Origin of the sequence: Amycolatopsis methanolica 239, from assembly GCF_000739085.1 — a bacterium.
Classification (GTDB): domain Bacteria; phylum Actinomycetota; class Actinomycetes; order Mycobacteriales; family Pseudonocardiaceae; genus Amycolatopsis_E; species Amycolatopsis_E methanolica.
Genome location: NZ_CP009110.1, coordinates 6,277,052 through 6,298,002 on the forward strand (window position 1 = coordinate 6,277,052; position 20,951 = coordinate 6,298,002).

The window sequence follows — 20,951 nt, forward strand, 5'->3', positions numbered from 1 at the left end:
TCCTCGTCGAGTCGATCTGCCGGGACTCTGCCGGGTGGTGACGCCGGCCACCATGGCCACGGGGGCCAACCATGGCCTCCGAGGGCCAAGAACACCGGACTTGGACAGAATCCACAGTGGGCGGCCGCCGGGATGGTCCGCGACAGCCGGCACGTCCGCCGTGCACGTCGCGGTGATTTTCCCAGTAGCGCCGGTCATATGTGTCGTTCCGCGGCGACGATAACCATCGCCGCGGTTGTCACTTACGAACAAGAACGGGGCGGCCGCTCTGTGCCGGAGAGCACCGCGGACCCCAGCCAGCGGCACGCGGTCAACGCCATCTCGACGTCGACCCGGTCGCCGTTGATCGGCCGGCCGCGTACCTCCTCGGCCTTGAGCACCCGGTACTTCACCGAGTTCTTGTGCAGGTTCAGCGCCGCGGCGGCCGCGGTATAGCTGCCACCGCCGGCAAGGAAGACGCGGAGGGTCTCGCGTAACCGCGCATGCTGCTCGTCGTCGGCGGCCAGCGGGCCGAGCACGTGGGTGAGCCAGGCGCGGGTATGTTTCAGGTCCGCGCAGAGCAGTGCCACGGTGCCGACCTGCGCGAACCGGGAGACCAGCGGGGCCCGCTGGCCGGCCGTCACCGCGACGGTCTGCGCCTGGGTGGCCTGCCAGTGCGTCGTGCGGAAGCCTTCCAGGTCGCTCTCGATCTCACCGAGGGCCACCCGTGCCGGGAAATCCCACTCCTTCAAGGTGTTCTCGATGATGTCGTGGTCGACCCGCGCGCCTTCCGCGAAGGGCAGCCAGGCCCAGGAGCTCGCCTCGTCGCAGGGCACGGTCAGCGGGCGTGCCACGCAACCGAGGCGTTCTGCGATGGTCACGATGAGACGGTCCAAATTGGCCAGTTCGAACTCGCGGCGGGCCACGTCGTCGATCCACACCACGATGCCGAGGTGCTGCTGCCGCAGGCGGTAGCCGAGCACGCCCTCCACCACCGACCGGTTCACCGAGCGCCCGGCGAGCAGCTCGCGGATCCTGCCGGCCCGCGCGGTGCTGCGGTTGCGCAGCCAGCTCTCCCGCTCCTCCTCGTAGACCACCGCGACCCGCTGGGACATCAGGTCGATGTAGTCGAAGCTGAAGGTCACGATCCGGCTGGTGATCGCGCTCGTGCGGGTGGCGTCGAAGCCCTCGCGGTGCACCTCCTCGATGAGCAACCGGACCAGGCTGTCCTGGCCGAGGCGGTACGCCCGGATCAAGGCCACCAGCGGCACGTCGTGCTGGGCCAGCCGCCGCGCGTACTCACCGGCCGCCCACGGCGTCTCGAACCCGTCCAGCGCCATGCCGTGCTGCAGCAGGTGCAGCACCGTCTCGACGTTGCTCTCCACGCTGGCGTTGAGCAGCGGCGTCAGCCGCTCGTCCACCCCGAGCTCGGGGATCTCCTCGGACATCCGCTCGATCATGTGCCGCACGAGCGCGGGCACCCGCGAGCGCAGCCGGCTCGCGATGGCCACGATGCTGGCGACTTCGGCATCCTGGATCTCGTCGTCGGCGTCTTCGGTCATGGCTTGGTCACTCGTTCATGGTCTCCACGGCGGTACCCGGCGTGGTCGTCTTACTCGGGGCTACCGAGGGTAAGCGGCGCCGCGGCGACCTCCCAGGGTCATCGAGGCCAGTGAGTTGATATTTTTGGCCAAGCGGTTCGACAGCGGAGTCGGCGGGAGGTGCCATCGTGGGATCCGAGAGTGTGCTGCGCGCGCCCGCGAGCGCCCTGCTCCTGACCAGGCTGGGGATGGAGCGCGGGGTACCGGCCGCGGAGTCCCTTCGCGGGACCGGGCTGCGGATGGCGGATCTGGCCAACCCCGACCAGCCGGTGACCGCCGCGCAGGAAATGACCGTCATCGCCAACCTGGTGCGCACCCTGGGTGACCCGCCGGGGCTGGGCCTGGACGCCGGCCTGCGCTACCACCTCACCACCTACGGCATCTGGGGTTTCGCCCTGATCAGCAGCCCCACCCTGCGTAGCGCCATCTCGGTCGGCCTGCGCTACCTCGACCTGACCTACTCGTTCTGCCGGATGACCCCGGTCGAGGCCGGCGACGAGCTCACTCTGGTCCTCGACGCATCCGCGGCACCGGAGGAGCTGAGACGCTTCCTGCTGGAACGGGACGCGGCGGCGATCCACACCATCCAGCGCGAGCTGCTCGCCGCGCCGAGCCGGCTGCATCGGGTCAGCTTCGCGTTCGCTCCACCCGCCGGCGGCCTCGCTCGCTACACCGAGGTCTTCGGGCTGCGGCCCGAGTTCGGCGCGGCGGCCGACTCGGTCTCGTTCGACCGGGCGAGCCTCGATTCGCCACTCCCCCAGGCGGAACCCCTCACCGCGAGCCTGGCAGAAGCCCAGTGCCGGCGGCTGCTCGAACAGCGGCGGACCAGGACTGGGCTGCCGAACCGGGTGCGCGAGGTGCTGCTCGGCCGGCCGCAGGCGCCACCGACGGTGGTCGAGGTGGCGAGCAGGCTGCACCTGTCGCCGAGAACGCTGCGCCGGCGGCTGTCCGAGGAGGGAACGTCCTACCGCTGCCTGCTCGATGAGGTGCGTGAGGAGCTGGCCGACGAACTGCTGGACGCCGGCCGGCTGACGGTCGAGGAAGTCGCCTACCGGCTGGGGTACGCCGAGACGTCCAGCTTCACGCACGCCTTCCGGCGGTGGAAGGGGGTCAGCCCCAGGGCGCACCGGCGGGCTGTCCGGGCCCACCCGCGACCGGGTCACCGCTGACCAGGGCCTTTGTACGTTCCGAACAAACGGGTTGCGCAGATTCGTCTTCCGAACCTATGGAACGGATCACAGTGGGTTCGTACCTTTGCCCGCACTGGAGCGGTATATCTGCTGTAACCCGAGGAGCGACATGCACTTGGCAACGCTGCCGGACGTGCGCGCGGAACAACGACCCGATGCCCCCGCACTGGCCGACGATGCCGTGAACCTGAGCAACGCCGATTTCCTGGATCGGGTGCTCCGGGCCGCAACAACCCTGCGGCGGCACGGGATCGCCAGCGGCGATGTGGTGGCGGTTCGGCTCCCCAATCGCGTCGAACTCGTCATCACCCTGTTCGCGGCCTGGCGGCTCGGTGCCGCGGTGACCCCGATCAACCCCGCGCTGACCGTCGCCGAGGCCGAATATCAGATCGCCGATTCCGGCGCGAAGATCGTCATCGCCGAGTCCGCGGATACTGCGGTGAAAACAATCGGCGTGGCCGAACTCGAAGGCGCGATCGACGACGCCGTCCTGGCGTCCTCGCCGCCGGTCGAGGTCGACACGCTGGCCTTGCTGATCTATACCAGCGGCACCACCGGCAAGCCGAAGGGCGTGATGCTCGATCACGCCAACCTGCTGGCGATGTGCTCGATGGCCATCGAGTCCGTCGGGCTCGGCGATGACCAGCACAGCCTGCTGATCCTGCCGCTGTTCCACGTCAACGGAATCGTGGTCAGCATCCTGTCGCCACTGATCGCCGGCGGCCGCGCCACGATCGCCGGGAAATTCAGCCCGAAGACGTTCTTCCGCGTCATCGAGACCGTGCGGCCGACCTACTTTTCGGCGGTGCCCGCCATCTACGCGATGCTGACGGCACTACCGGAGGAGGTGCGGCCGGACACATCCTCACTGCGGTTGGCGGTCTGCGGTGCCGCGCCGATGCCGGCCGAACTCATCGAGCGGTTCGAAAACCGTTTCGGCGTCACCATCATCGAGGGCTACGGGCTCTCGGAAGGCACCTGCGCGTCGACGATCAACCCGATCGACGGTGTCCGCAAGCCCGGCACGGTCGGGCTGCCGATGAAGGGGCAGGAAGTCGCGATCATGGACGCCGCCGGCAATCTCCTCCCGGCCGGCGAGACCGGCGAGGTCGTCGTGCGCGGCCCCAACGTGATGCGCGGTTATCTCAACAAGCCGGAGGAGACCGCGAAGACCATTGTGGACGGTTGGCTGCACACCGGCGACGTCGGCCGGTTCGACGAGGATGGCTACCTCGTGCTCGTCGACCGGATCAAGGACATGATCATCCGCGGCGGGGAGAACATCTACCCCAAGGAGATCGAATCCGTGCTCTACGGCCATCCCGGGGTGCTAGAAGCCGCGGTGATCGGCGCCCCGCACGAGGTGCTCGGTGAGGTGCCGCTGGCGTTCGTCGCCCTGCGGCCGGGAGCCTCGGTCGGCACGGACGAACTGCACGAGCTGTGCCGCGGCTCGTTGTCCAAGTACAAGCTTCCCGCCGACATCGTCACGATGGACGCGCTGCCGAAGAACTCCGTCGGCAAGATCGACAAGCCTGCCCTGCGCGCGGGCCTCGCGGCCACGGCGGGCTCACCCGCCTGATTCGCCACCGGCATCCCCAGAACGAAGGACCACCATGGGATTCATCTCGCCCTTGTTACCCGACCTCGACCTCAAGGAATGGCGGTCGAGGCCGCATCTCCAGCGCATCCGTCCGCTCGCCCAGCACTGGGCGGAAAACGGCTTCGGCACGCCGTATGCCGTGTACCTGCTCTACGTCGTCAAGCTCGTCGGCTACGTGCTCGGTGCGATCGCGGTCATCTCGGCGACCCCCGGCCTCGGCTCGGTCGGAGATTTCGGGTCTTGGTGGACCGAACCGATCGTCTACCAGAAGGTCGTGGTCTGGACCCTGCTCTACGAGGTGCTCGGGTTCGGTTGCGGCTCGATGCCGCTGACCTTCCGGTTCCTGCCGCCGATCGGCGGCTTCCTCTACTGGCTTCGGCCGGGCACCGTGCGGCTGCCACCGTGGCCGGACAAGGTGCCGCTCACCCGCGGCACCCGGCGCTCCATTGTGGACGTCGCGCTGTACCTGGTGGTGATCGCGTCGGCGGTCTGGCTGCTCTGCTCGCCGGGGACCGCGGACAGCGTCCCGCCGGGCAACACGGTCGGGCTGCTCGACCCGGTCCGGATAATCCCGCTGGTGGTCGCGCTGCCGCTGCTGGGCCTGCGGGACAAGACGATCTTCCTGGCCGCGCGCGGTGAGCAGTACTGGCTGACCCTGCTGGTGTTCTTCTTCCCCTACCTGGACATGATGGTCGGCCTGAAACTGATCATGGTCGGGCTCTGGTGGGGCGCGGCGACCTCCAAGCTCAACCGGCACTTCCCGTTCGTGGTCGCCGTCATGATCAGCAACAGCCCGTTGCAGCGGGTCAAGTGGATCAAGCGCAAGCTCTACCGCGACTTCCCGCACGACCTGCGGCCCTCGAAGCTCTCCGGATTCGCCGCGCACACCGGGACGGTCATCGAGTACCTGCTCCCGCCGGTGCTCTTCTTCTCCCACGGCGGCATCGTCACCACCGTCGTGCTGACCATCATGGTGATCTTCCACCTGCACATCCTGTCCACCTTCCCGATGGGCGTGCCGCTGGAATGGAACATCTTCTTCATCTTCTCCGCGCTGTTCCTGTTCGGGCACTACGCCGAGATCGGGCTGTCCGACTTCGGTTCGCCGCTGCTCGCGGCGCTGCTGCTGGTCTGCCTGGTCGGGCTGCCGGTGCTGGGCAACATGAAGCCGCACCTGGTCTCGTTCCTGCCGTCGATGCGCTACTACGCGGGTAACTGGGCCACCAGCCTGTGGGTGTTCCGCAAGGGCAGCGAGCAGAAGCTGACCAAGCACATCGTCACCGCCGCGGCCACCCCCAAGGAGCAGCTCACCAAGCTCTACGGCGAGGAGAAGGCCGAGCTGATGCTGCAGAAGGCGATGGCGTGGCGGTCCATGCACAGCCACGGCCGGGCGCTCAACGGCCTGCTGTGCCGGGCGGTGGACAACCTCGACGACTACGACGTGCGCGAAGGCGAGTTCGCCGCCGGTATGGTGCTCGGCTGGAACTTCGGCGAAGGCCACCTGCACAACCAGCAGCTGATCGATGCCGTCCAGCAGCGGTGTAACTTCGCCCCGGGCGAGCTGCGGGTGATCATGCTCGAATCGCAGCCGATCCAGCGCCAGCGCCAGCACTACCGGATCGTCGACGCGGCGACCGGGCAGCTCGAGGAGGGTTACGTGGCCGTCAAGGACATGGTCACCCGCCAGCCGTGGCTCGACGACCAGGACCCGAGCATCCCCGTCCAGGTCCTGCGCCGCACGCCGTGGCAGCGCGACCGGCGTGGTGCGCCGGCCCATGACTGACGCGATCGTGGTGGGGGCCGGCCCGAACGGGCTGGCCTCCGCCGTCGCACTGGCCAGGCGCGGCCTGCGCGTCACGGTCGTCGAGGGCGCGGACGAGATCGGCGGTGGCACCAGGAGCAGCGAGCTGACCGTGCCGGGGGTGCTGCACGACCACTGCTCCGCGGTGCACCAGATCGCCGTCGGTTCCCCGTTCCTCGCCTCGCTCGGCCTGGATCGCTACGGCCTGCAATGGGCCCTGCCCGAAGTGGACCTCGCCCACCCGCTCGACTCCGGCGACCCCGGGGTGCTGCTGCGGGCCGTCGACGCCACGGCCGACGGCCTCGGCGTCGACGGCCCGGCGTGGCAGCGCCTGTTCGGCCCGCTCGCCGACGGCTTCGACGCGCTGGCGGAAGAGCTGATGCGGCCCGTGGTCCACCTGCCGAGGCATCCGATACACCTGGCGCGGTTCGGGCTGCGCGCGCTGCAACCGGCCACCGCCGTCGCGCGCCGGTGGCGGACCGACCGGGCACGCGCACTGTTCGCCGGGGTGGCCGCGCACGCGTTCCATCCGCTGACCCGGCCGACCACCGCGGCGATCGGGCTGATGCTGACCGCGGCCGGGCACCGGTTCGGCTGGCCGGTCGCGGTCGGCGGGTCGAGGGCGATCACCGACGCACTCGCCGCGATGCTGACCGAGCTCGGTGGCACCATCGAGACCGGGATCGTGGTGCGCTCGCTCGCCGAGCTGCCGCCGTCGAAGGTGGTGCTGCTCGACCTCGCCCCCGCCGCCGCCGCGGAGGTCATCGGCGACCGCCTGCCCGGCCGGGTCCGGCACGCGTACCGGCGATGGAAGCACGGGCCGGGAGCGTTCAAGGTCGACCTGGCCGTCGAGGGCGGGGTGCCGTGGCGCGACGAGGCCTGCCGCAAGGCGGGCACCGTGCACGTCGGCGGGACGCTGGAGGAGATCGTGCACGCCGAGCGGGAGACGGCCCACGGCCGGATGCCGGAGCGCCCGTTCGTGCTGGTGTCGCAGCAGTACCTGGCCGACCCCAGCCGGTCGGCCGGCAACGTCCATCCGATCTGGGCCTACGCGCACGTCCCGAACGGTTACCCGGGCGACGCCACGGACACGATCCTCGACCAGATCGAGCGCTTCGCACCGGGCCTGCGGGAGCGGATCGTCGGCAAGTTCGTCCGGTCCACCACCGAGATGGCGCGGTACAACCCGAACTACGTCGGCGGCGACATCATCACCGGGGCCAACACCCCGTTGCAGGTGGCGATCCGGCCGCGCCTCGCGCTCGACCCCTACCGCACCGGTGTGCCCGGGGTGTTCCTGTGCTCCGCGGCCACACCCCCCGGCGCCGGCGCGCACGGAATGTGCGGCTTCAACGCGGCCGAGTCCGCCCTGCGCTTCCTCGGCCACTGAGACGCCGAGTTGGCCGGTCCGGGCGGCGAGTTGGCCACTTCGGGCACCGACTTGGCCGGTTCGGTGCGTGACCGGCCGCCTCGGATTCGCGCGGCCGCCGCAGCCCGCCAACACGACGCCCGAAGTGGCCAACCGGACGCCGCAACCGGCCAACTCGGCACCGCAGACAGCCAACTCGGTGCCGCAAGCGGCCAACTCGGCACCGCAGACGGCCAACTCGGTGCGCGAAGGCTAAGTCGCGTCCTCGGCGAACTTTGAGGTGCTGTCCAGCAGGCCGTAGGTACCGGCCAGCCCGGCGGCCTCCACCCGGTTGGCCGCACCGATCTTGTTCAGCAGCGAGGCGACCATCCGCTTGGCGGTGCGCTCGGAGACCAGCATCCGGTTGGCGATGTCATTGGTCTCCAGGCCACGCGCGAGGAACGTCCACAGCCGCAGATCCTGCGAACCGAGCTCTTCCAGCAGCGCCTCCGGCGGCTTCCTGGTCGCGGTCAGCAGCAGGTCGAGCAGCTCCCCTTCGAGCACCCGGAACCCGGCCGCCACCGTCAGCAACGGCGCGACGAGAACCTCCGGGTCCGCCGACTTGGTCAGGTAACCGTCCGCGCCGGCCCGCAGCGCCTGCTCGGCGAGGTCGAGATCGTCCGAACCGGACAGTGCGAGCACCCTCGTTCCCGGAAAACGCCGCTTGATCTGGCGAATCGCCGCGGTCCCACCGAGCGGGGGCATGGCCAGATCCACGATCGCGAGATCGGCACCGCAGGACTCGACGAGCGCCGGCGCCTCCTCCACGTGGGTGGTGAGGCCGCCGACCTCGAACCGGTCACCAGCATTGGTCGACAGCAGCAGGGCGAGCCCCCTGGCGAACAGTTCGTGGTCGTCCACAATCACGATCACGAGCCGCCGGTCTTTCACCGGCCTAGTATTACACGCACTTTTGACCACGGGATCCGCACCGCGAGCCCACACAGGGAGGGGTCGGACACGACCATGTCAACTAGCGAGGCCGAGCAAGTCGATCTCGGCGCGACACCGATCGCCAGGGTGATGGTCGGCGTGCGCGTCGTGGTGGTGCTGTCGATCTCGCTGCTGCTGGTCGTCGGCGGCGACAACCTCCGACAGCACCTGCGGCTGGTCATCGTGGTCCTCGTGGTGGCCTGCTGTTACGCGGTCGCGGTCGCCACCCACCCCCGCTGGGAGCTGCGAGGCCGGCGCACCGCCTGGCTGGTCACCGCCCTGGACAGCACCTTCGCGCTGCTCGCGGTCGCCCTGTCCGGCGCGGCAAGCAGTCCGGCGGTGGCCATCCTGCTGCTGGTGGTAACCGCGGCGGCCATCCGCCTGCCGCTGCGGCCCACCGTGCTGCTGGCGTTCACCCTCGGTGCCGCCTACCTGGCGATCGCGCTCTTCGTGGACCCCGGGCTGACGCCCCTTGAGGAGCGGGTCCGCCAGGGCGCCTGGTGGGCCGGCTACCTGGTGCTCACCGGGGTGCTCGGCGCGAGCCTGTCGCGGCTGGTCGAGCGCGAGCGCGAGGCGAGCATCGCGGCGCGGGTGGAGGCGATGGCCGAGCACGCCGCGGCCGAGGAGGAACGGGACCTGCGGCGCCGGCTGCTGGAGTCCTACGCGGCGCAGCAGGACGGGCTGGCCGTGATGCTGCACGAGTTCCGCACCCCGGTGGCCTCGCTGCGGGCGCTGAGCCGCGGCCTGGCCGACCCGGAGAGCAGCATCACCCTGGCCGACCGGGCGGCCAGTACCCGGCTGGTCGCCGAGCACGCGAACCACCTCTCGGACATGCTCGACGCGCTCGCCGACGTCGCCGCGAGCCGCCGTCCCACGTTCAGCACCGGCCGCGTCCGCGCGGTGGAGCTGCGCGGGCTGCTGCTGGCCTCGGCCGACGCCGCAGGCCTTCGCCCACCGCGCCTGCGCCTGCTGCTCGACGACCAGGATCAGATGGTAACCGCCGATTCGCAACGCCTCCGGCGGGTGCTGACGAACCTGCTGGAGAACGCCGCCCGGCACGGCGAGGGGCATCCCGTGGACGTCGAGGCCAGGGTCGTCGACGAGCATCTCCACGTGCAGGTGCTCGACCGTGGGCCGGGGATCGAACCGGAGAACCTGGAGAAGCTCACCGGCAAGTACACCGCGACCGGTTCGAACCGGGGCACGGCGGGACTGGGGCTGTGGATCGTCGAGCAGATCGTGCAGGCGCTCGGCGGCAAGCTGGAGTTCCAGCAACGCCCCGGCGGCGGCCTGATCGCCCGGTTCGAGGTCCCGGTGGGCTGACCGGGCAACAAAACTGGCACTCCCGGGCCAGAACTGGCGCGCGTGGCCCCCTTCCCGGCGACCCGTTTGCGTAATCCTGTGGGCCCGCGTTCAACGCGGACAACGTAGTTCCCGAACCGGAGTCCAGGGAGTCGTCATGCCCATCGACCGCAGTATCGAACACGGTAACCGCACCGGATTCGGCAGCCTTTCCCAAGGCGGCCTCCGTCTCGACTCGTTCCCGATGAAGCTGTTCCGCAAGGGCAACAAGAAGTTCTGGAACCCCGACGACATCGACCTCTCGCAGGACGCGGCGGACTTCGCGGCGCTGAGCGAGGACGAGAAGCGGATGACCTGCGTCCTTGCCGCGAACTTCATGGCAGGCGAGGAATCGGTGACCCAGGACCTCCAGCCGTTCATGAACGCGATGGCGGCGGAAGGGCGCCTCGGCGACGAGACGTATCTGACGCAGTTCACCTTCGAAGAGGGCAAGCACATGCAGGCCTTCCGGATGTGGTTCGATGCCGTCGGGGTGACCGAGGACCTGCACGCGTTTACCGAGAACGGTGACTCGTACCGCAAGATCTTCATGGAGGAGCTGCCGTCCTCGCTGTACGCGCTGTCCGAGGACACCTCGCCGGCCGCGCAGATCCGGGCCTCGGTGACCTACAACCATGTCGTCGAAGGCTGCCTCGCGCTGACCGGCTACTTCGCCTGGGCGAAGATCTGCCACAGCCGCGGAATCCTGCCCGGCATGCAGCAGATCGTCAAGTACATCGGCGACGACGAGCGCCGCCACATGGCGTGGGGCACCTTCACCTGCCGCCGGCACGTGGCCGCCGACGACGCGAACTGGGACGTCGTGTCCGGGCGCATGCAGGAGCTGCTGGAGCCGGCCGTCGGCCTGATCACCGAGATGCTCGCGCCGTTCGGCGAGAACCCGCCGTTCGGGGTCAGCGTGCAGGCCATGACCGAGTACGCGCTGGACAAGGTCAGCCGCCGCCTGCAGTCGATCGAAAGCGCCCGCGGCCGTGCGGTCGAGGAGATCGACGACGACTACTCGCCGATGACCCTGGAAGACAAGTTCGCCGAAGAAGACCGGGTGCACACCGAGGCCGCGGCCGGAGTGGCCGGTTGAGCGCGCCCACCCGGGTCGATCTCCTGCTGGTAGGCGCCGGACCGGTCGGTCTGTTCGGCGCCTACTACGCGGGGTTTCGCGGGTTGAGCGTGGCCGTGATGGACTCGCTGCCGCAGGTCGGCGGGCAGGTCAGCGCGCTGTACCCGCAGAAGAACATCTATGACATCGCCGGGTTCCCCAGTGTCAAGGGCCAGGAGCTGGTCGACCGGCTGTTCCGGCAGGCCGCGCCGTTCGACCCGCTCTACCTGCTCGGGCAGCAGGCGGAGCGGCTGGAACACCGGGACGGCAAGGTCGTGGTCACCAGCCACGAAGGCGTCACCGTCGAGGCCGGCGCCGTGGTGATCACGGCAGGCGTCGGCTCCGCCAGCCCGCGGCCGCTGCCCTGCGGCGAGCAGTACCTCGGCCGGGGCCTGCACTACTTCGTGCCGGACCTGGACGTGTTCACCGGCCGGGACGTGGTCGTGGTCGGCGGGGGCGACTCGGCGGTGGACTGGGCGCTGGCCGCCGTCGAGAAGGCGAAGAGTGTCCGGTTGGTACACCGGCGGCAGGCGTTCCGGGCGCACGAGCACTCCGTGGCCCAGCTGCACGCGTCGCGATGCGAGCTGCTGCTGGACGCGCAGGTTTCCGCGCTGCACGGCGACGACCGGGTGACCGCGGTCGAGGTCGGCACCGGCGAGGGACCCGTCGTCGTGCCGGCGGACGTCGTGGTCGCCGCGCTCGGCTTCAAGCTGCAGCTCGGCCCGATCGCGTCGTGGGGACTGGAACTGCGCGACCGCTCGATCCTGGTCGACGCGACGATGGCCACCAACCTCCCCCAGGTGTACGCGGCTGGCGACATCGCGACGCACGACGGCAAGGTCAAGCTGATCGCCGTCGGTTTCGGCGAGGTCGCCACCGCCGTCAACAACGCGGCCGCCGTGCTGCAACCGGAAGTCGGCCTGGCCCCCGGCCACTCGTCCGACGCACCGCCGGCCGCGCTCGAACGGGTCCAGGCATAGCGAAGGAGAAGACAATGGCGTTCGTGATCGGCGAACCGTGCGTCGACGAGATGGACAAGTCGTGCATCGAGGAATGCCCGGTCGACTGCATTTACGAGGGCGAGCGGATGATGTACATCCACCCCACCGAGTGCATCGACTGCGGCGCCTGCGAAGCGGTCTGCCCGGTCGAAGCGATCCGGCCCGCGCAACGCCTCGACGAGCGGTGGCTGCCCTTCCAGGAGACCAGCCGCGAGGTGTTCGCCGAGATCGGCTCCCCAGGCGGGTCGACGAATGTGGACGGCAAGCTGACCGACCCGCCGTTCGTCGCCGAGCTGGAAAAGGACGTGTGATGGCTGTCCTCGACCGGGAAAACCCTCTGCCCGACCCCTCAGGCCCGGTACTCAGCGAAGCCGAGGCGCGCGCGGTTCGCCGCGGGGTGCCCGACCCCGGCATCCCACTGGCCCGCGCGTCCGCCCCGACGGTGGTGCTGTTCCTTGCTTCCCTGGTGTTGTGGGTCTTCGCCACCTGGCTGGTGCTCGGCACCGAGACCTCCGCATGGCTGACCATCCCCCTGCACGCCGTGGTCACCTTCACCATGTTCACCGTGCTGCACGAGGCCACCCACCACGCGGCGGGCCGGTGGACCTGGGTCAACGAGGTGCTCGGCCGGCTGTCCCTGCCGTTCGTGGCGAGTTACGTGAGTTTCGGCGCGATCCGGTACATCCACATCGAGCACCACCGCAACACCAACGAGGACATCGGCACCGACCCGGACGCGTGGACCAGCCACGGCCCCTGGTGGCAGCTGCCGTACCGGTGGCTGACCATCGACGCCTGGTACGTGCGGTTCTACGTGCCGCGCATGCCACGCCGGCCGAGGGGCGAGTCCTGGGAAACCGTGGTGATGGTGACGCTCAGCCTGGCCGGCGCCTGCGCCGCGATCGCCACCGGCCACCTGTGGGAACTCGCGGTGATCTACCTGATCCCGCAGCGGATCGGCCTTGCCGTGCTCGCCTGGTGGTTCGACTGGTTGCCGCACCACGGGTTGCCGGAAACCGCGGCGCAGAACCGGTTCCGCGCCACCAGGATGCGGGTGGGCATGGAATGGCTGCTCACCCCGGTGATGCTGTACCAGAACTACCACCTGGTGCACCACCTGCACCCGGCGATCCCGTTCTACCGGTACGTGCAGGCGTGGCGGCGCAACCAGGAGGCCTACCTCGACCGCGACGTGCCGATCCTGACCGCCTGGGGCCGCGAGCTCACCGCGTCGGAGTACCGCGCGTGGCGGCGGCTCACCGACTCCTTCCCCAGCGAACCCAGTGCCCGCCCGGAATTCCACCGGCTGACCGTGTCCGAGGTGCGGCCGCTGACCGCGGACAGCGTGTCCATCAGCTTCGACGTGCCAGCCGAGCTGCGTGCCGATTTCCGGTTCCGGCCTGGCCAGCACCTCACGCTGCGCCGGTTCGTCAACGGTGCCGAGCTGCGCCGTACCTACTCGATCTGCGCGTCCGCGAGTTCCGATCTACTCCGCATCGCGGTCAAGCGGATCGGCGAGTTCTCCGGCTATCTCACCGAGCAGGTCCGGGCCGGTGACGTGCTGGAGGTGCTGCCCCCGGCCGGCCGGTTCACCCTCGAACCGTTGCCAGGCAACGCGAAACACTACGTCGGCATCGCCGCGGGCAGCGGGATCACACCGATCATCTCGATGCTCAGCACCGCGCTCGCGGTGGAGGAGGAAAGCCGGTTCACGCTGCTCTACGGCAACCGGACGAGCACGTCCACGATGTTCCGGGACGAGCTGGAAATGCTCGCGCGGCAGTTCGAGGGGCGGCTGCGAATCATCCACTTCCACACCGGAGAGCGGACCGAGTTCCGTCCCGGCTCCCATTTCGAGGAGCGGGTGGACGGGCGGATCACCACCGAGCGGTTGGCCGAGTTGCTCGGTGGCGCGCTGTCTCCGGCTAAGGTCGACGCCTGGTACCTGTGCGGTCCGCAGGCGCTGATCGAGGACACCCGCGCGTTGCTCGACGAGCACGGTGTCGCATCAGGGACTGTCCACTTTGAACTGTTCCGCACCGAGTCCGGGCAGTCCACTATGGAGGGTGCGGTGGCCGCCACGATCACCGCGACGATCGGTGGGAAGCTAGCCACCGCCGACGGCACCGGGCAGGAGTCGGTGCTGGAATCCCTGCTACGCGCTGGCGTCGACGCCCCGTACGCCTGTATGGGTGGCGCCTGCGGCACCTGCCGCGCCAAGGTGGTGCGGGGCACCGGCGAGATGGAACTCAACTACGCGCTCAGCGACGACGAGGTCGCCGCGGGGTACGTACTCACCTGCCAGACCAGACCGACCAGCGACCGCTTCGACGTCGACTACGACGCCTGAGGCACCAGCCGTGTCCGCACTTCGTGCGCGCGTGTCCGCACTTCCCGACCACGTGTCGCGCATGCGTGCACTCGCACACGGCACGCGCGGCTCGGGAGGCTCGGGTGACCGTGCACGGATCGCGGACACGTGCGCACAGGGCGCGGACACGCGTACACAGAGCGCGGACACGAGTACAGAAATGGGACATGACCATGAGCTATGACTACGACGTTGTGGTGATCGGCTCCGGCTTCGGCGGCTCGGTCACGGCGTTACGCCTGACCGAAAAGGGCTACCGTGTCGGCGTGCTCGAGGCCGGCAGGCGGTTCGACGAGTCCAGCTATCCGAAGACGTCCTGGGATGTGCGGAACTTCCTCTGGGCACCCAAACTCGGCTGTTTCGGGCTGCAGCGCATCGCCCTGCTGCGCGATGTCGTCGTACTCGCCGCGGCCGGGGTCGGCGGCGGCTCGCTGCTGTACGCCAACACGCTGTACGAACCGTCGTCCGACTCCTTCTACAACGACCCGCAGTGGCGTGACATCACCGACTGGCGCGCGGAACTCGCCCCGCACTACGACCAGGCCAAGCGGATGCTCGGCGTGGTGCGCAACCCGCTGCACACCCCGGCCGACACAGTGATGCGCGAGGTCGCCGAGGACATGGGCGTCGGCGACACCTTCCGGCTGACCCCGGTCGGGGTGCTCTTCGGCCCGGAGGGCACGAAACCGGGCACCGAGATCGCCGACCCGTTCTTCGGCGGCGCCGGGCCCACACGCCGGACCTGCATCGGCTGCGGTTCATGCATGACCGGCTGCCGGCACAACGCGAAGAACACGCTGCCGAAGAACTACCTGCACCTGGCCGAAGCCAACGGCGCGCAGGTGCATCCGCTGACCACGGTCACCGAGGTGCGCCCGCTACCCGGCGGCGGGTACGCCGTGCGCACGGTCCGCACCGGCAAGGCGCCGAGCCCGAAGCACGCCCGCACCTTCACCGCAGAGCAGGTGGTGTTCGCCGCCGGCACCTACAACACGCAGAAGCTCCTGCACCGGCTGCGCGACGACGGCGCCCTGCCGAACATCTCGCGCCGGCTCGGCGAGCTCACCCGCACCAACTCCGAATCCATCCTGAGCGCCAAGTCACGGCTGCCCGGCACCGACTACAGCACCGGGATCGCCATCACGTCCTCGTTCCATCCCGACGAGAACACCCATGTCGAGCCGGTCCGGTACGGCAAGGGCAGCAACGCGATGGCGCTGCTGCAGACCGCGCTGACCGACGGCGGCGGGCGGGTGCCCCGCTGGCTGCGCTGGCTGAAAGAAATCGCCAGCAACCCCCGGCACCTGTCCTGGCACCTCTGGCCGCGCCGCTGGTCGGAGAAGTCGATCATCCTGCTGGTCATGCAGTCGCTCGACAACTCGATCACCGTCTTCGGCCGCAAGGGACTCTTCGGGCGCCACAAGCTCAGCTCGAAGCAGGGCCACGGCGAGCCGAACCCCAGCTGGATCCCGGCCGCGAACGACGCCGCGCGGCGCACCGCGGAGAAGATCGACGGCATCGCGGGCGGCACGATCGGCGAGATCGCGAACATCCCGCTGACCGCGCACTTCATCGGCGGCTGCCCGATCGGCGACTCGCCGGACAGCGGTGTGATCGACCCATGGCACCGGCTCTACGGCCACCCGGGGCTGCACGTGATCGACGGCTCCACGGTCTCGGCGAACCTGGGTGTCAACCCCTCGCTCACCATCACCGCGCAGGCCGAGCGGGCGATGTCGTTCTGGCCGAACAAGGGGCAGCCGGATCCCCGGCCACCGGTCGGCGAGCGCTACCGACGACTGCCCGCCGTCGAACCGAAGCGGCCGGCCGTCCCGAGCGGCGCGCCGGGGGCGCTGCGGCTGCCGGTCGTCGAGGTGCGCTCGAAGCGTTGAGCCGAGCCTGGTGCAGCGCAATCGGATGACCGGGCCGCGAAACCCTGCTCCGTCACACGGCTGGGGTCGGCGGCCCGTCTCCACACATCCGGACCATCGGCACGCCACGTCCGGCGGCCCGCGCCGCCCGGCCTCACTCACGAGACACACGTAGGCATCGGCGGCCAGCTTCACGAAGGCACACCTAGGCATCGGCGGCAGCGCGAGGGCCCTGGCGGCGACTCTCCGTCGTCCGCCAGGGTCCAGCGCCCGACGGAGAGTCGCAGCGCCGCCAACGCGCGCTCGTCCGGCAGCCCCATCGCGGCGAGTACCGGCGATGGTCGTTCGCCGCCCTCGTGGCAGGCGGGCCGGCCTCGACTTCACGATCGTCGATGCGCACCCGAACACCGGCGACTCGTGGCGGCAGCAGTGGGACTCGCTCGGGCTCGACTCGGCACTGATCAGCGGGGTCGCGGGCGAGTCAATGCGCTGCTGCGGCACCTGCTCGTGCCGCGTCAAGCAGTGCTATTCCCGCTGCCCGATCAGGAATGGCGAACACCCGGTCGCCAAGTGCGAACACCCGGTCGCCAACGTCGGACACGCGGTCACAGATCGCGGACACGCGGTCATCAGGTGCGGACACGCCGGGGCGGAGCCCAAGACCGATCTCGGGCGTGTCCGCGATCCGTGTGCGGGTGTCCGCGGTCTGCGTGCGGGTGTCCGCGGGTGGCGTACGCGTGTCCGCGGGTGGCGGCGTGGGCACCGGCACCGGCACCGGCGACATTCGGGACAACGGTGCCGGACGGAGCGTTACGGAACCGCTGAGCCGGGCTCGGGGATCGCGGCCGGCGGCAGCTCCCGCTGCTCGGCGACCGGCCACCGGTCCGGCCGGCTGCCGAGCGGGCCCAGCTGCTCGATCTGCCACCGGCACCACGGGGAAACCGCGCGACGCCCGGCGAGCACGTCCGTGGCGAACTCCGTCCAGTCCGTCCACGCGAAGTCGGCCACCTCCGCCTCGTCGACCTCCGGTTCGCCGTCGGTGGTCGCTCGGAAGACCGGGCAGACCTCGTTCTCCACCATGCCGTTGTCCATGACCGCCCGGTAGCGGAACCGGGGCAGCACCGGATCGACCCGGTTCGTGGTGAGTCCGAGCTCCTGCCGCAACCGGCGGGCCACCGCCACCGTCAGCGGCTCGCCGGGCGCCGGATGGCCACAGCAGCTGTTCGTCCATACCCCCGGCCAGGTCTTCTTGTCATCCGCTCGCCGGGTGATCAGGAACCGTCCGTCGGAGTCGAACACGTAGCAGGAAAATGCGAGATGCAGCGGGGTGTCCATGCCATGTACCGCCGCCTTCTCGGCGGTTCCCGCCGGCCGGCCGTGCTCGTCGACCAGAATGACGCGTTCCTCGCTCACTACCGACCTCCCCGGGCACCCTGCGGCAGGGCACCGCCACCAGTCCACTCCACACGATCGAATCGCACTACGCCAACCGGGGGCGGCCGTGATCGAGCACACGGCTTGTCAACCGGCTTGCCTGGTCGCATGCTGGAAGCGCTCCAGCAACGACGCGTACGGAGGTGCCACGATGGCCGGTGCCCCCACCCTGATCGGTTCCGTTCAGCGCGCACTGCACCTGCTGGACGCGGTCGGTGCGAGCGAGCGCCCGGCGACGGCGAAGTTCCTCGCCCGCGCCCTCGACCTGCCGCTGCCCACCACGTACCACCTGCTTCGGACCCTTGTCCACGAAGGCTACCTGCGCAAACTCGACGACGGGTACGTCCTGGGCAACCGGGTGGACGCGCTCGGCCAGCGGAACACGGTGCAGGCGGTGGTCAGCAGGGCGAGGCCCGCCCTGCAGTCGCTGCGGGACGAGTTGCGCGGCGCCACCTACCTCTCGCTCTACCAGGACGGTGAGATCAAGCTGATCGACGTCGCGGACGGGCCGAGTATGCCGTCCGTCGATCTGTGGGTCGGCGTGCACGAAGTGGGGCACGCGACGGCGTTCGGCAAGTGCATTCTGTCCTGTTTGGACAAGCCGGGCCGGGACGACTACCTATCGAGGTACAAGCTGGCCGACCTCACCCCGCACACCGTCACCGATCCCAGGGTGCTCGAGCAGCGGCTGCGGCTGAACAGGGGCGTGGTGGCCGATCGCGAGGAGTACCTGCTCGGCACCGCGTGCGTCGCCGCGCCGGTGCGGGCGCCCGGCCTGATCGGCGCGGTCGCGATCTCGGCGCCGGTCCGCAGGTACCCGGCGCTGATGGCCGATCCCGGCGCGCTGAGCCGGGCCGCGAACCGGGTCGCCCGCGCCGTCGCGCTGCGGGCCTAGGACTACCTCGGCCACGGCGCGCCGTGGCCGGCCGAGGGGCACCAGGCCCTCGGCGGTATCACCATTTGAAATCCGCGCCGTTGTCGGCGGTGGCCGCGCAGCGCGAGAGTTACTCCTGGATGCCAGGGAGGTCAGATGGAACCGAAGATCGCATTGGATCTCTATCGCACCATGGTGCTGATCCGCACCTTCGAGGAAGCGATCCTGCGCGAGTACCACGCGGACAAGAAGCCCGTGTTCGACATCGGCGCGGGGCAGATTCCCGGCGAGATGCACCTGTCCGCCGGCCAGGAACCGGTCGCGGCGGGTGTCTGCGCACACCTCACCACCGACGACGCGGTGACCGCGACGCACCGGCCGCACCACTTCGCCATCGCGCACGGCGTCGACCTGCGGAAGATGGCCGCGGAGATCTTCGGCCGCGTCGATGGGCTCGGCCACGGCCGGGGCGGTCACATGCACCTGTTCGACCCCGACACCCACTTCTCCTGTTCCGGGATCATCGCCGAGGGCTACCCGCCGGCGCTCGGGCAGGCGCTCGCGTTCCAGCGCCAGGGCAACGCCCGCATCGCGGTGGCGGTCACCGGCGAGGGCGCGGCGAACCAGGGCGCCTTCCACGAATCCTTGAACCTGGCGTCGCTGTGGAAGCTGCCGGTGGTGTTCGTGGTGGAGGACAACGACTGGGGCATCTCGGTGCCGCGCAGCGCATCCACCTGTGTCACCTCGAACGCGGTCCGCGCCGCCGGCTACGACATGCCGGGCGAGCGGGTCGAAGACAACTCCGTCGAGGCGGTGCACGCGGCGGCGGAGCGGGCCGTCGCCCGTGCGCGGGCCGGGGAGGGACCCAGCCTGATCGAGGTCCACACGCTCCGGCTCTGGGGACACTTCGAAGGCGACGCGCAGGGCTACCGGCCCGACCTCGAAGGCGTGCCCGGCCGCGATCCGCTGCCGACCTACGAGGCCGAGCTGCGCCGAGCCGGCGTACTCGGCGACGCCGGGGCGCGGGAGGCGGCCGACGCGGCGGCGCAACGGGTGGAGGACGCGATCGCCTTCGCCAAGCAGAGCGCCGAACCGGCACCCGAAACCGCACGCGACTACGTGTTCGCCTGACCCGATCGAGGAGAAGCCATGACGCTCACCGAACCCTCGTCACCGGTACCCACCTCGACCCAACGCAAGCTCAGTACCGCCAAGGCCATGGTCGAGGGCATCGCGCAGGAAATGGAGCGTGATCCCGGCGTATTCGTGCTCGGCGAAGACGTCGGCAGTTACGGCGGGATCTTCAGCTCCACCACCGGGCTGCTGGAGAAGTTCGGCCCGCAGCGGGTGCTGGACACGCCGATCTCGGAGACCGCGTTCATCGGCACCGCGATCGGGGCCGCGGTCGAGGGCATGCGGCCGATCGTGGAGCTCATGTTCGTCGACTTCTTCGGCGTGTGCATGGACCAGATCTACAACCACATGGCCAAGATCCACTTCGAGTCCGGCGGCAACCTCACGGTGCCGATGGTGCTCACCACGGCGGTCGGCGGCGGCTACTCCGATGGTGCGCAGCACTCGCAGTGCCTCTGGGGCACCTTCGCGCACCTGCCCGGCATGAAGGTGGTCGTGCCGAGTACGCCCGCGGACGCCAAGGGCCTGATGATCTCCGCCATCCGCGACGACAACCCGGTGGTCTACCTGTTCCACAAGGGGATCATGGGCCTGCCGTGGATGGCCAAGAACCGGCGCTCGATCGGCCCGGTGCCGGAGGACGAGTACGAGGTGCCCATCGGCAAGGCGAGCATCGTCCGCCCCGGCAGGGACGTGACGATCGTGACCCTGTCGCTGTCGGTGCACCACGCCCTTGACGTGGCCGACGAGCTGGCCGGCGACAACGTCGAGTGCGAGGTCATCGACCTGCGCAGCCTGGTGCCCATGGACACCGACACCATCCTCGAATCGGTTGGCCGGACCGGCAGGCTGCTCGTGGTGGACGAGGACTACCTGTCGTTCGGGTTGTCCGGCGAGGTGATCGCCCGCGTCGTCGAGCGCGATCCGACCCTGCTGCGCGCTCCCGCCAGGCGAGTCTGCGTTCCCGACGTGCCCATCCCGTACGCCCGCTCGCTCGAATACGCGGTCCTGCCGACCGCGGATCGGATCCGGCGGGCCGTGCTCGAGGTGGTCACCGCGTGACCGAGATCCCGTGTCCGATCATCTCCGACACCGACCCGGACGCCGAGGGGGTGGTCGCCACCTGGTTCGTCACCGATGGCGACCAGGTGCGGGAGGGCGACCTCATCGCCGAGGTGGCCGTCGACAAGGTCGACATGGAGATCCCGGCCCCCGCATCCGGCGTGATTCGGCTACTGGCCAAGGAAGGTGACGTCCTCACCCAGGGCACCGTCGTGGCCCGCATCGAGTGACCGC

At 69.7% G+C, this 20,951-nt stretch carries 17 protein-coding genes; 14 read left to right on the forward strand and 3 right to left on the reverse strand.

Going from position 1 to position 20,951, the window contains the following annotated elements:
- Positions 1-242: 242 nt before the first annotated feature.
- A complete protein-coding gene (locus tag AMETH_RS30480) occupies positions 243-1,541 on the reverse strand; it encodes a PucR family transcriptional regulator (RefSeq protein ID WP_017985015.1) in 1,299 nt (432 codons plus the stop codon).
- A 167-nt stretch (positions 1,542-1,708) separates the two neighbouring features.
- Between AMETH_RS30480 and AMETH_RS30485 the strand changes: the two genes are divergently transcribed.
- From AMETH_RS30485 to AMETH_RS30500, 4 genes are all read left to right on the forward strand, one after another.
- Positions 1,709-2,749, forward strand: coding sequence for an AraC family transcriptional regulator (locus AMETH_RS30485; RefSeq protein WP_017985016.1), 1,041 nt, complete (start codon positions 1,709-1,711; stop codon positions 2,747-2,749).
- 85 nt (positions 2,750-2,834) lie between these two features.
- The gene (locus tag AMETH_RS30490; RefSeq protein ID WP_223842977.1) at positions 2,835-4,349 is read left to right on the forward strand and encodes a class I adenylate-forming enzyme family protein; all 1,515 of its coding nucleotides are present in this window, start codon (positions 2,835-2,837) and stop codon (positions 4,347-4,349) included.
- 34 nt (positions 4,350-4,383) lie between these two features.
- Complete coding sequence (locus tag AMETH_RS30495) at positions 4,384-6,153, forward strand: DUF3556 domain-containing protein (RefSeq protein ID WP_017985018.1); 1,770 nt, start codon at positions 4,384-4,386, stop codon at positions 6,151-6,153.
- On the forward strand, positions 6,146-7,561 hold the full coding sequence (locus AMETH_RS30500) for a phytoene desaturase family protein (protein ID WP_017985019.1): 1,416 nt from the start codon (positions 6,146-6,148) through the stop codon (positions 7,559-7,561). Before AMETH_RS30495 ends, AMETH_RS30500 begins: the two co-directional genes overlap by 8 nt.
- A gap of 231 nt (positions 7,562-7,792) precedes the next feature.
- Here the strand turns inward: AMETH_RS30500 and AMETH_RS30505 are convergent, their stop codons facing one another.
- On the reverse strand, positions 7,793-8,470 hold the full coding sequence (locus AMETH_RS30505) for a response regulator transcription factor (RefSeq protein ID WP_017985021.1): 678 nt from the start codon (positions 8,468-8,470) through the stop codon (positions 7,793-7,795).
- Between the two features lie 75 nt (positions 8,471-8,545).
- Between AMETH_RS30505 and AMETH_RS30510 the strand changes: the two genes are divergently transcribed.
- The 6 genes from AMETH_RS30510 (at position 8,546) to AMETH_RS30535 (ending at position 16,234) form a co-directional block, all read left to right on the forward strand.
- Complete coding sequence (locus AMETH_RS30510; RefSeq protein ID WP_026153515.1) at positions 8,546-9,835, forward strand: sensor histidine kinase; 1,290 nt, start codon at positions 8,546-8,548, stop codon at positions 9,833-9,835.
- A gap of 136 nt (positions 9,836-9,971) precedes the next feature.
- Entirely contained in the window at positions 9,972-10,952 is a 981-nt protein-coding gene (locus AMETH_RS30515) for a R2-like ligand-binding oxidase (RefSeq protein WP_017985023.1), read from the forward strand.
- Positions 10,949-11,950 (forward strand): NAD(P)/FAD-dependent oxidoreductase, encoded by a 1,002-nt coding sequence (locus AMETH_RS30520; RefSeq protein ID WP_017985024.1) that lies wholly within the window; start codon positions 10,949-10,951, stop codon positions 11,948-11,950. Before AMETH_RS30515 ends, AMETH_RS30520 begins: the two co-directional genes overlap by 4 nt.
- A 14-nt stretch (positions 11,951-11,964) precedes the next feature.
- On the forward strand, positions 11,965-12,282 hold the full coding sequence (gene fdxA, locus AMETH_RS30525) for a ferredoxin (RefSeq protein ID WP_017985025.1): 318 nt from the start codon (positions 11,965-11,967) through the stop codon (positions 12,280-12,282).
- On the forward strand, positions 12,282-14,321 hold the full coding sequence (locus AMETH_RS30530) for a fatty acid desaturase (protein ID WP_156131745.1): 2,040 nt from the start codon (positions 12,282-12,284) through the stop codon (positions 14,319-14,321). The genes fdxA and AMETH_RS30530 overlap by 1 nt, the downstream gene beginning before the upstream one ends.
- Before the next feature lie 188 nt (positions 14,322-14,509).
- Positions 14,510-16,234 (forward strand): GMC oxidoreductase, encoded by a 1,725-nt coding sequence (locus tag AMETH_RS30535; protein WP_017985027.1) that lies wholly within the window; start codon positions 14,510-14,512, stop codon positions 16,232-16,234.
- A 789-nt stretch (positions 16,235-17,023) separates the two neighbouring features.
- Here AMETH_RS30535 and idi read toward each other — a convergent pair.
- Complete coding sequence (gene idi, locus AMETH_RS30540; RefSeq protein WP_017985028.1) at positions 17,024-17,626, reverse strand: isopentenyl-diphosphate Delta-isomerase; 603 nt, start codon at positions 17,624-17,626, stop codon at positions 17,024-17,026.
- 172 nt (positions 17,627-17,798) lie between these two features.
- Between idi and AMETH_RS30545 the strand changes: the two genes are divergently transcribed.
- The 4 genes from AMETH_RS30545 to AMETH_RS30560 all read left to right on the forward strand — a co-directional run bounded on the left by AMETH_RS30545 (position 17,799) and on the right by AMETH_RS30560 (position 20,947).
- On the forward strand, positions 17,799-18,542 hold the full coding sequence (locus AMETH_RS30545) for an IclR family transcriptional regulator (protein WP_017985029.1): 744 nt from the start codon (positions 17,799-17,801) through the stop codon (positions 18,540-18,542).
- Positions 18,543-18,677: 135 nt separating this feature from the next.
- Complete coding sequence (locus AMETH_RS30550; protein ID WP_017985030.1) at positions 18,678-19,652, forward strand: thiamine pyrophosphate-dependent dehydrogenase E1 component subunit alpha; 975 nt, start codon at positions 18,678-18,680, stop codon at positions 19,650-19,652.
- Between the two features lie 18 nt (positions 19,653-19,670).
- Positions 19,671-20,717 carry an alpha-ketoacid dehydrogenase subunit beta gene (locus AMETH_RS30555; protein WP_017985031.1) on the forward strand — a complete coding sequence of 349 codons (1,047 nt, stop codon included), beginning with the start codon at positions 19,671-19,673 and terminating at the stop codon, positions 20,715-20,717.
- Positions 20,714-20,947, forward strand: a complete 234-nt coding sequence (locus tag AMETH_RS30560) for a biotin/lipoyl-containing protein (RefSeq protein ID WP_017985032.1) — start codon at positions 20,714-20,716, stop codon at positions 20,945-20,947. The genes AMETH_RS30555 and AMETH_RS30560 overlap by 4 nt, the downstream gene beginning before the upstream one ends.
- Positions 20,948-20,951 lie beyond the last annotated feature (4 nt).

What these genes read in the sequence shown, in the direction of transcription:
- AMETH_RS30535 (WP_017985027.1), top strand. Translation starts at nt 14,510, where the DNA reads ATGACCATGAGCTATGACTACGACGTTGTGGTGATCGGCTCCGGCTTC.
- AMETH_RS30500 (WP_017985019.1), top strand. Translation starts at nt 6,146, where the DNA reads ATGACTGACGCGATCGTGGTGGGGGCCGGCCCGAACGGGCTGGCCTCC.
- AMETH_RS30515 (WP_017985023.1), top strand. Translation starts at nt 9,972, where the DNA reads ATGCCCATCGACCGCAGTATCGAACACGGTAACCGCACCGGATTCGGC.
- AMETH_RS30495 (WP_017985018.1), top strand. Translation starts at nt 4,384, where the DNA reads ATGGGATTCATCTCGCCCTTGTTACCCGACCTCGACCTCAAGGAATGG.
- fdxA (WP_017985025.1), top strand. Translation starts at nt 11,965, where the DNA reads ATGGCGTTCGTGATCGGCGAACCGTGCGTCGACGAGATGGACAAGTCG.
- AMETH_RS30530 (WP_156131745.1), top strand. Translation starts at nt 12,282, where the DNA reads ATGGCTGTCCTCGACCGGGAAAACCCTCTGCCCGACCCCTCAGGCCCG.
- AMETH_RS30550 (WP_017985030.1), top strand. Translation starts at nt 18,678, where the DNA reads ATGGAACCGAAGATCGCATTGGATCTCTATCGCACCATGGTGCTGATC.
- AMETH_RS30480 (WP_017985015.1), bottom strand. Translation starts at nt 1,541, where the DNA reads ATGACCGAAGACGCCGACGACGAGATCCAGGATGCCGAAGTCGCCAGC.
- AMETH_RS30545 (WP_017985029.1), top strand. Translation starts at nt 17,799, where the DNA reads ATGGCCGGTGCCCCCACCCTGATCGGTTCCGTTCAGCGCGCACTGCAC.
- AMETH_RS30510 (WP_026153515.1), top strand. Translation starts at nt 8,546, where the DNA reads ATGTCAACTAGCGAGGCCGAGCAAGTCGATCTCGGCGCGACACCGATC.
- AMETH_RS30555 (WP_017985031.1), top strand. Translation starts at nt 19,671, where the DNA reads ATGACGCTCACCGAACCCTCGTCACCGGTACCCACCTCGACCCAACGC.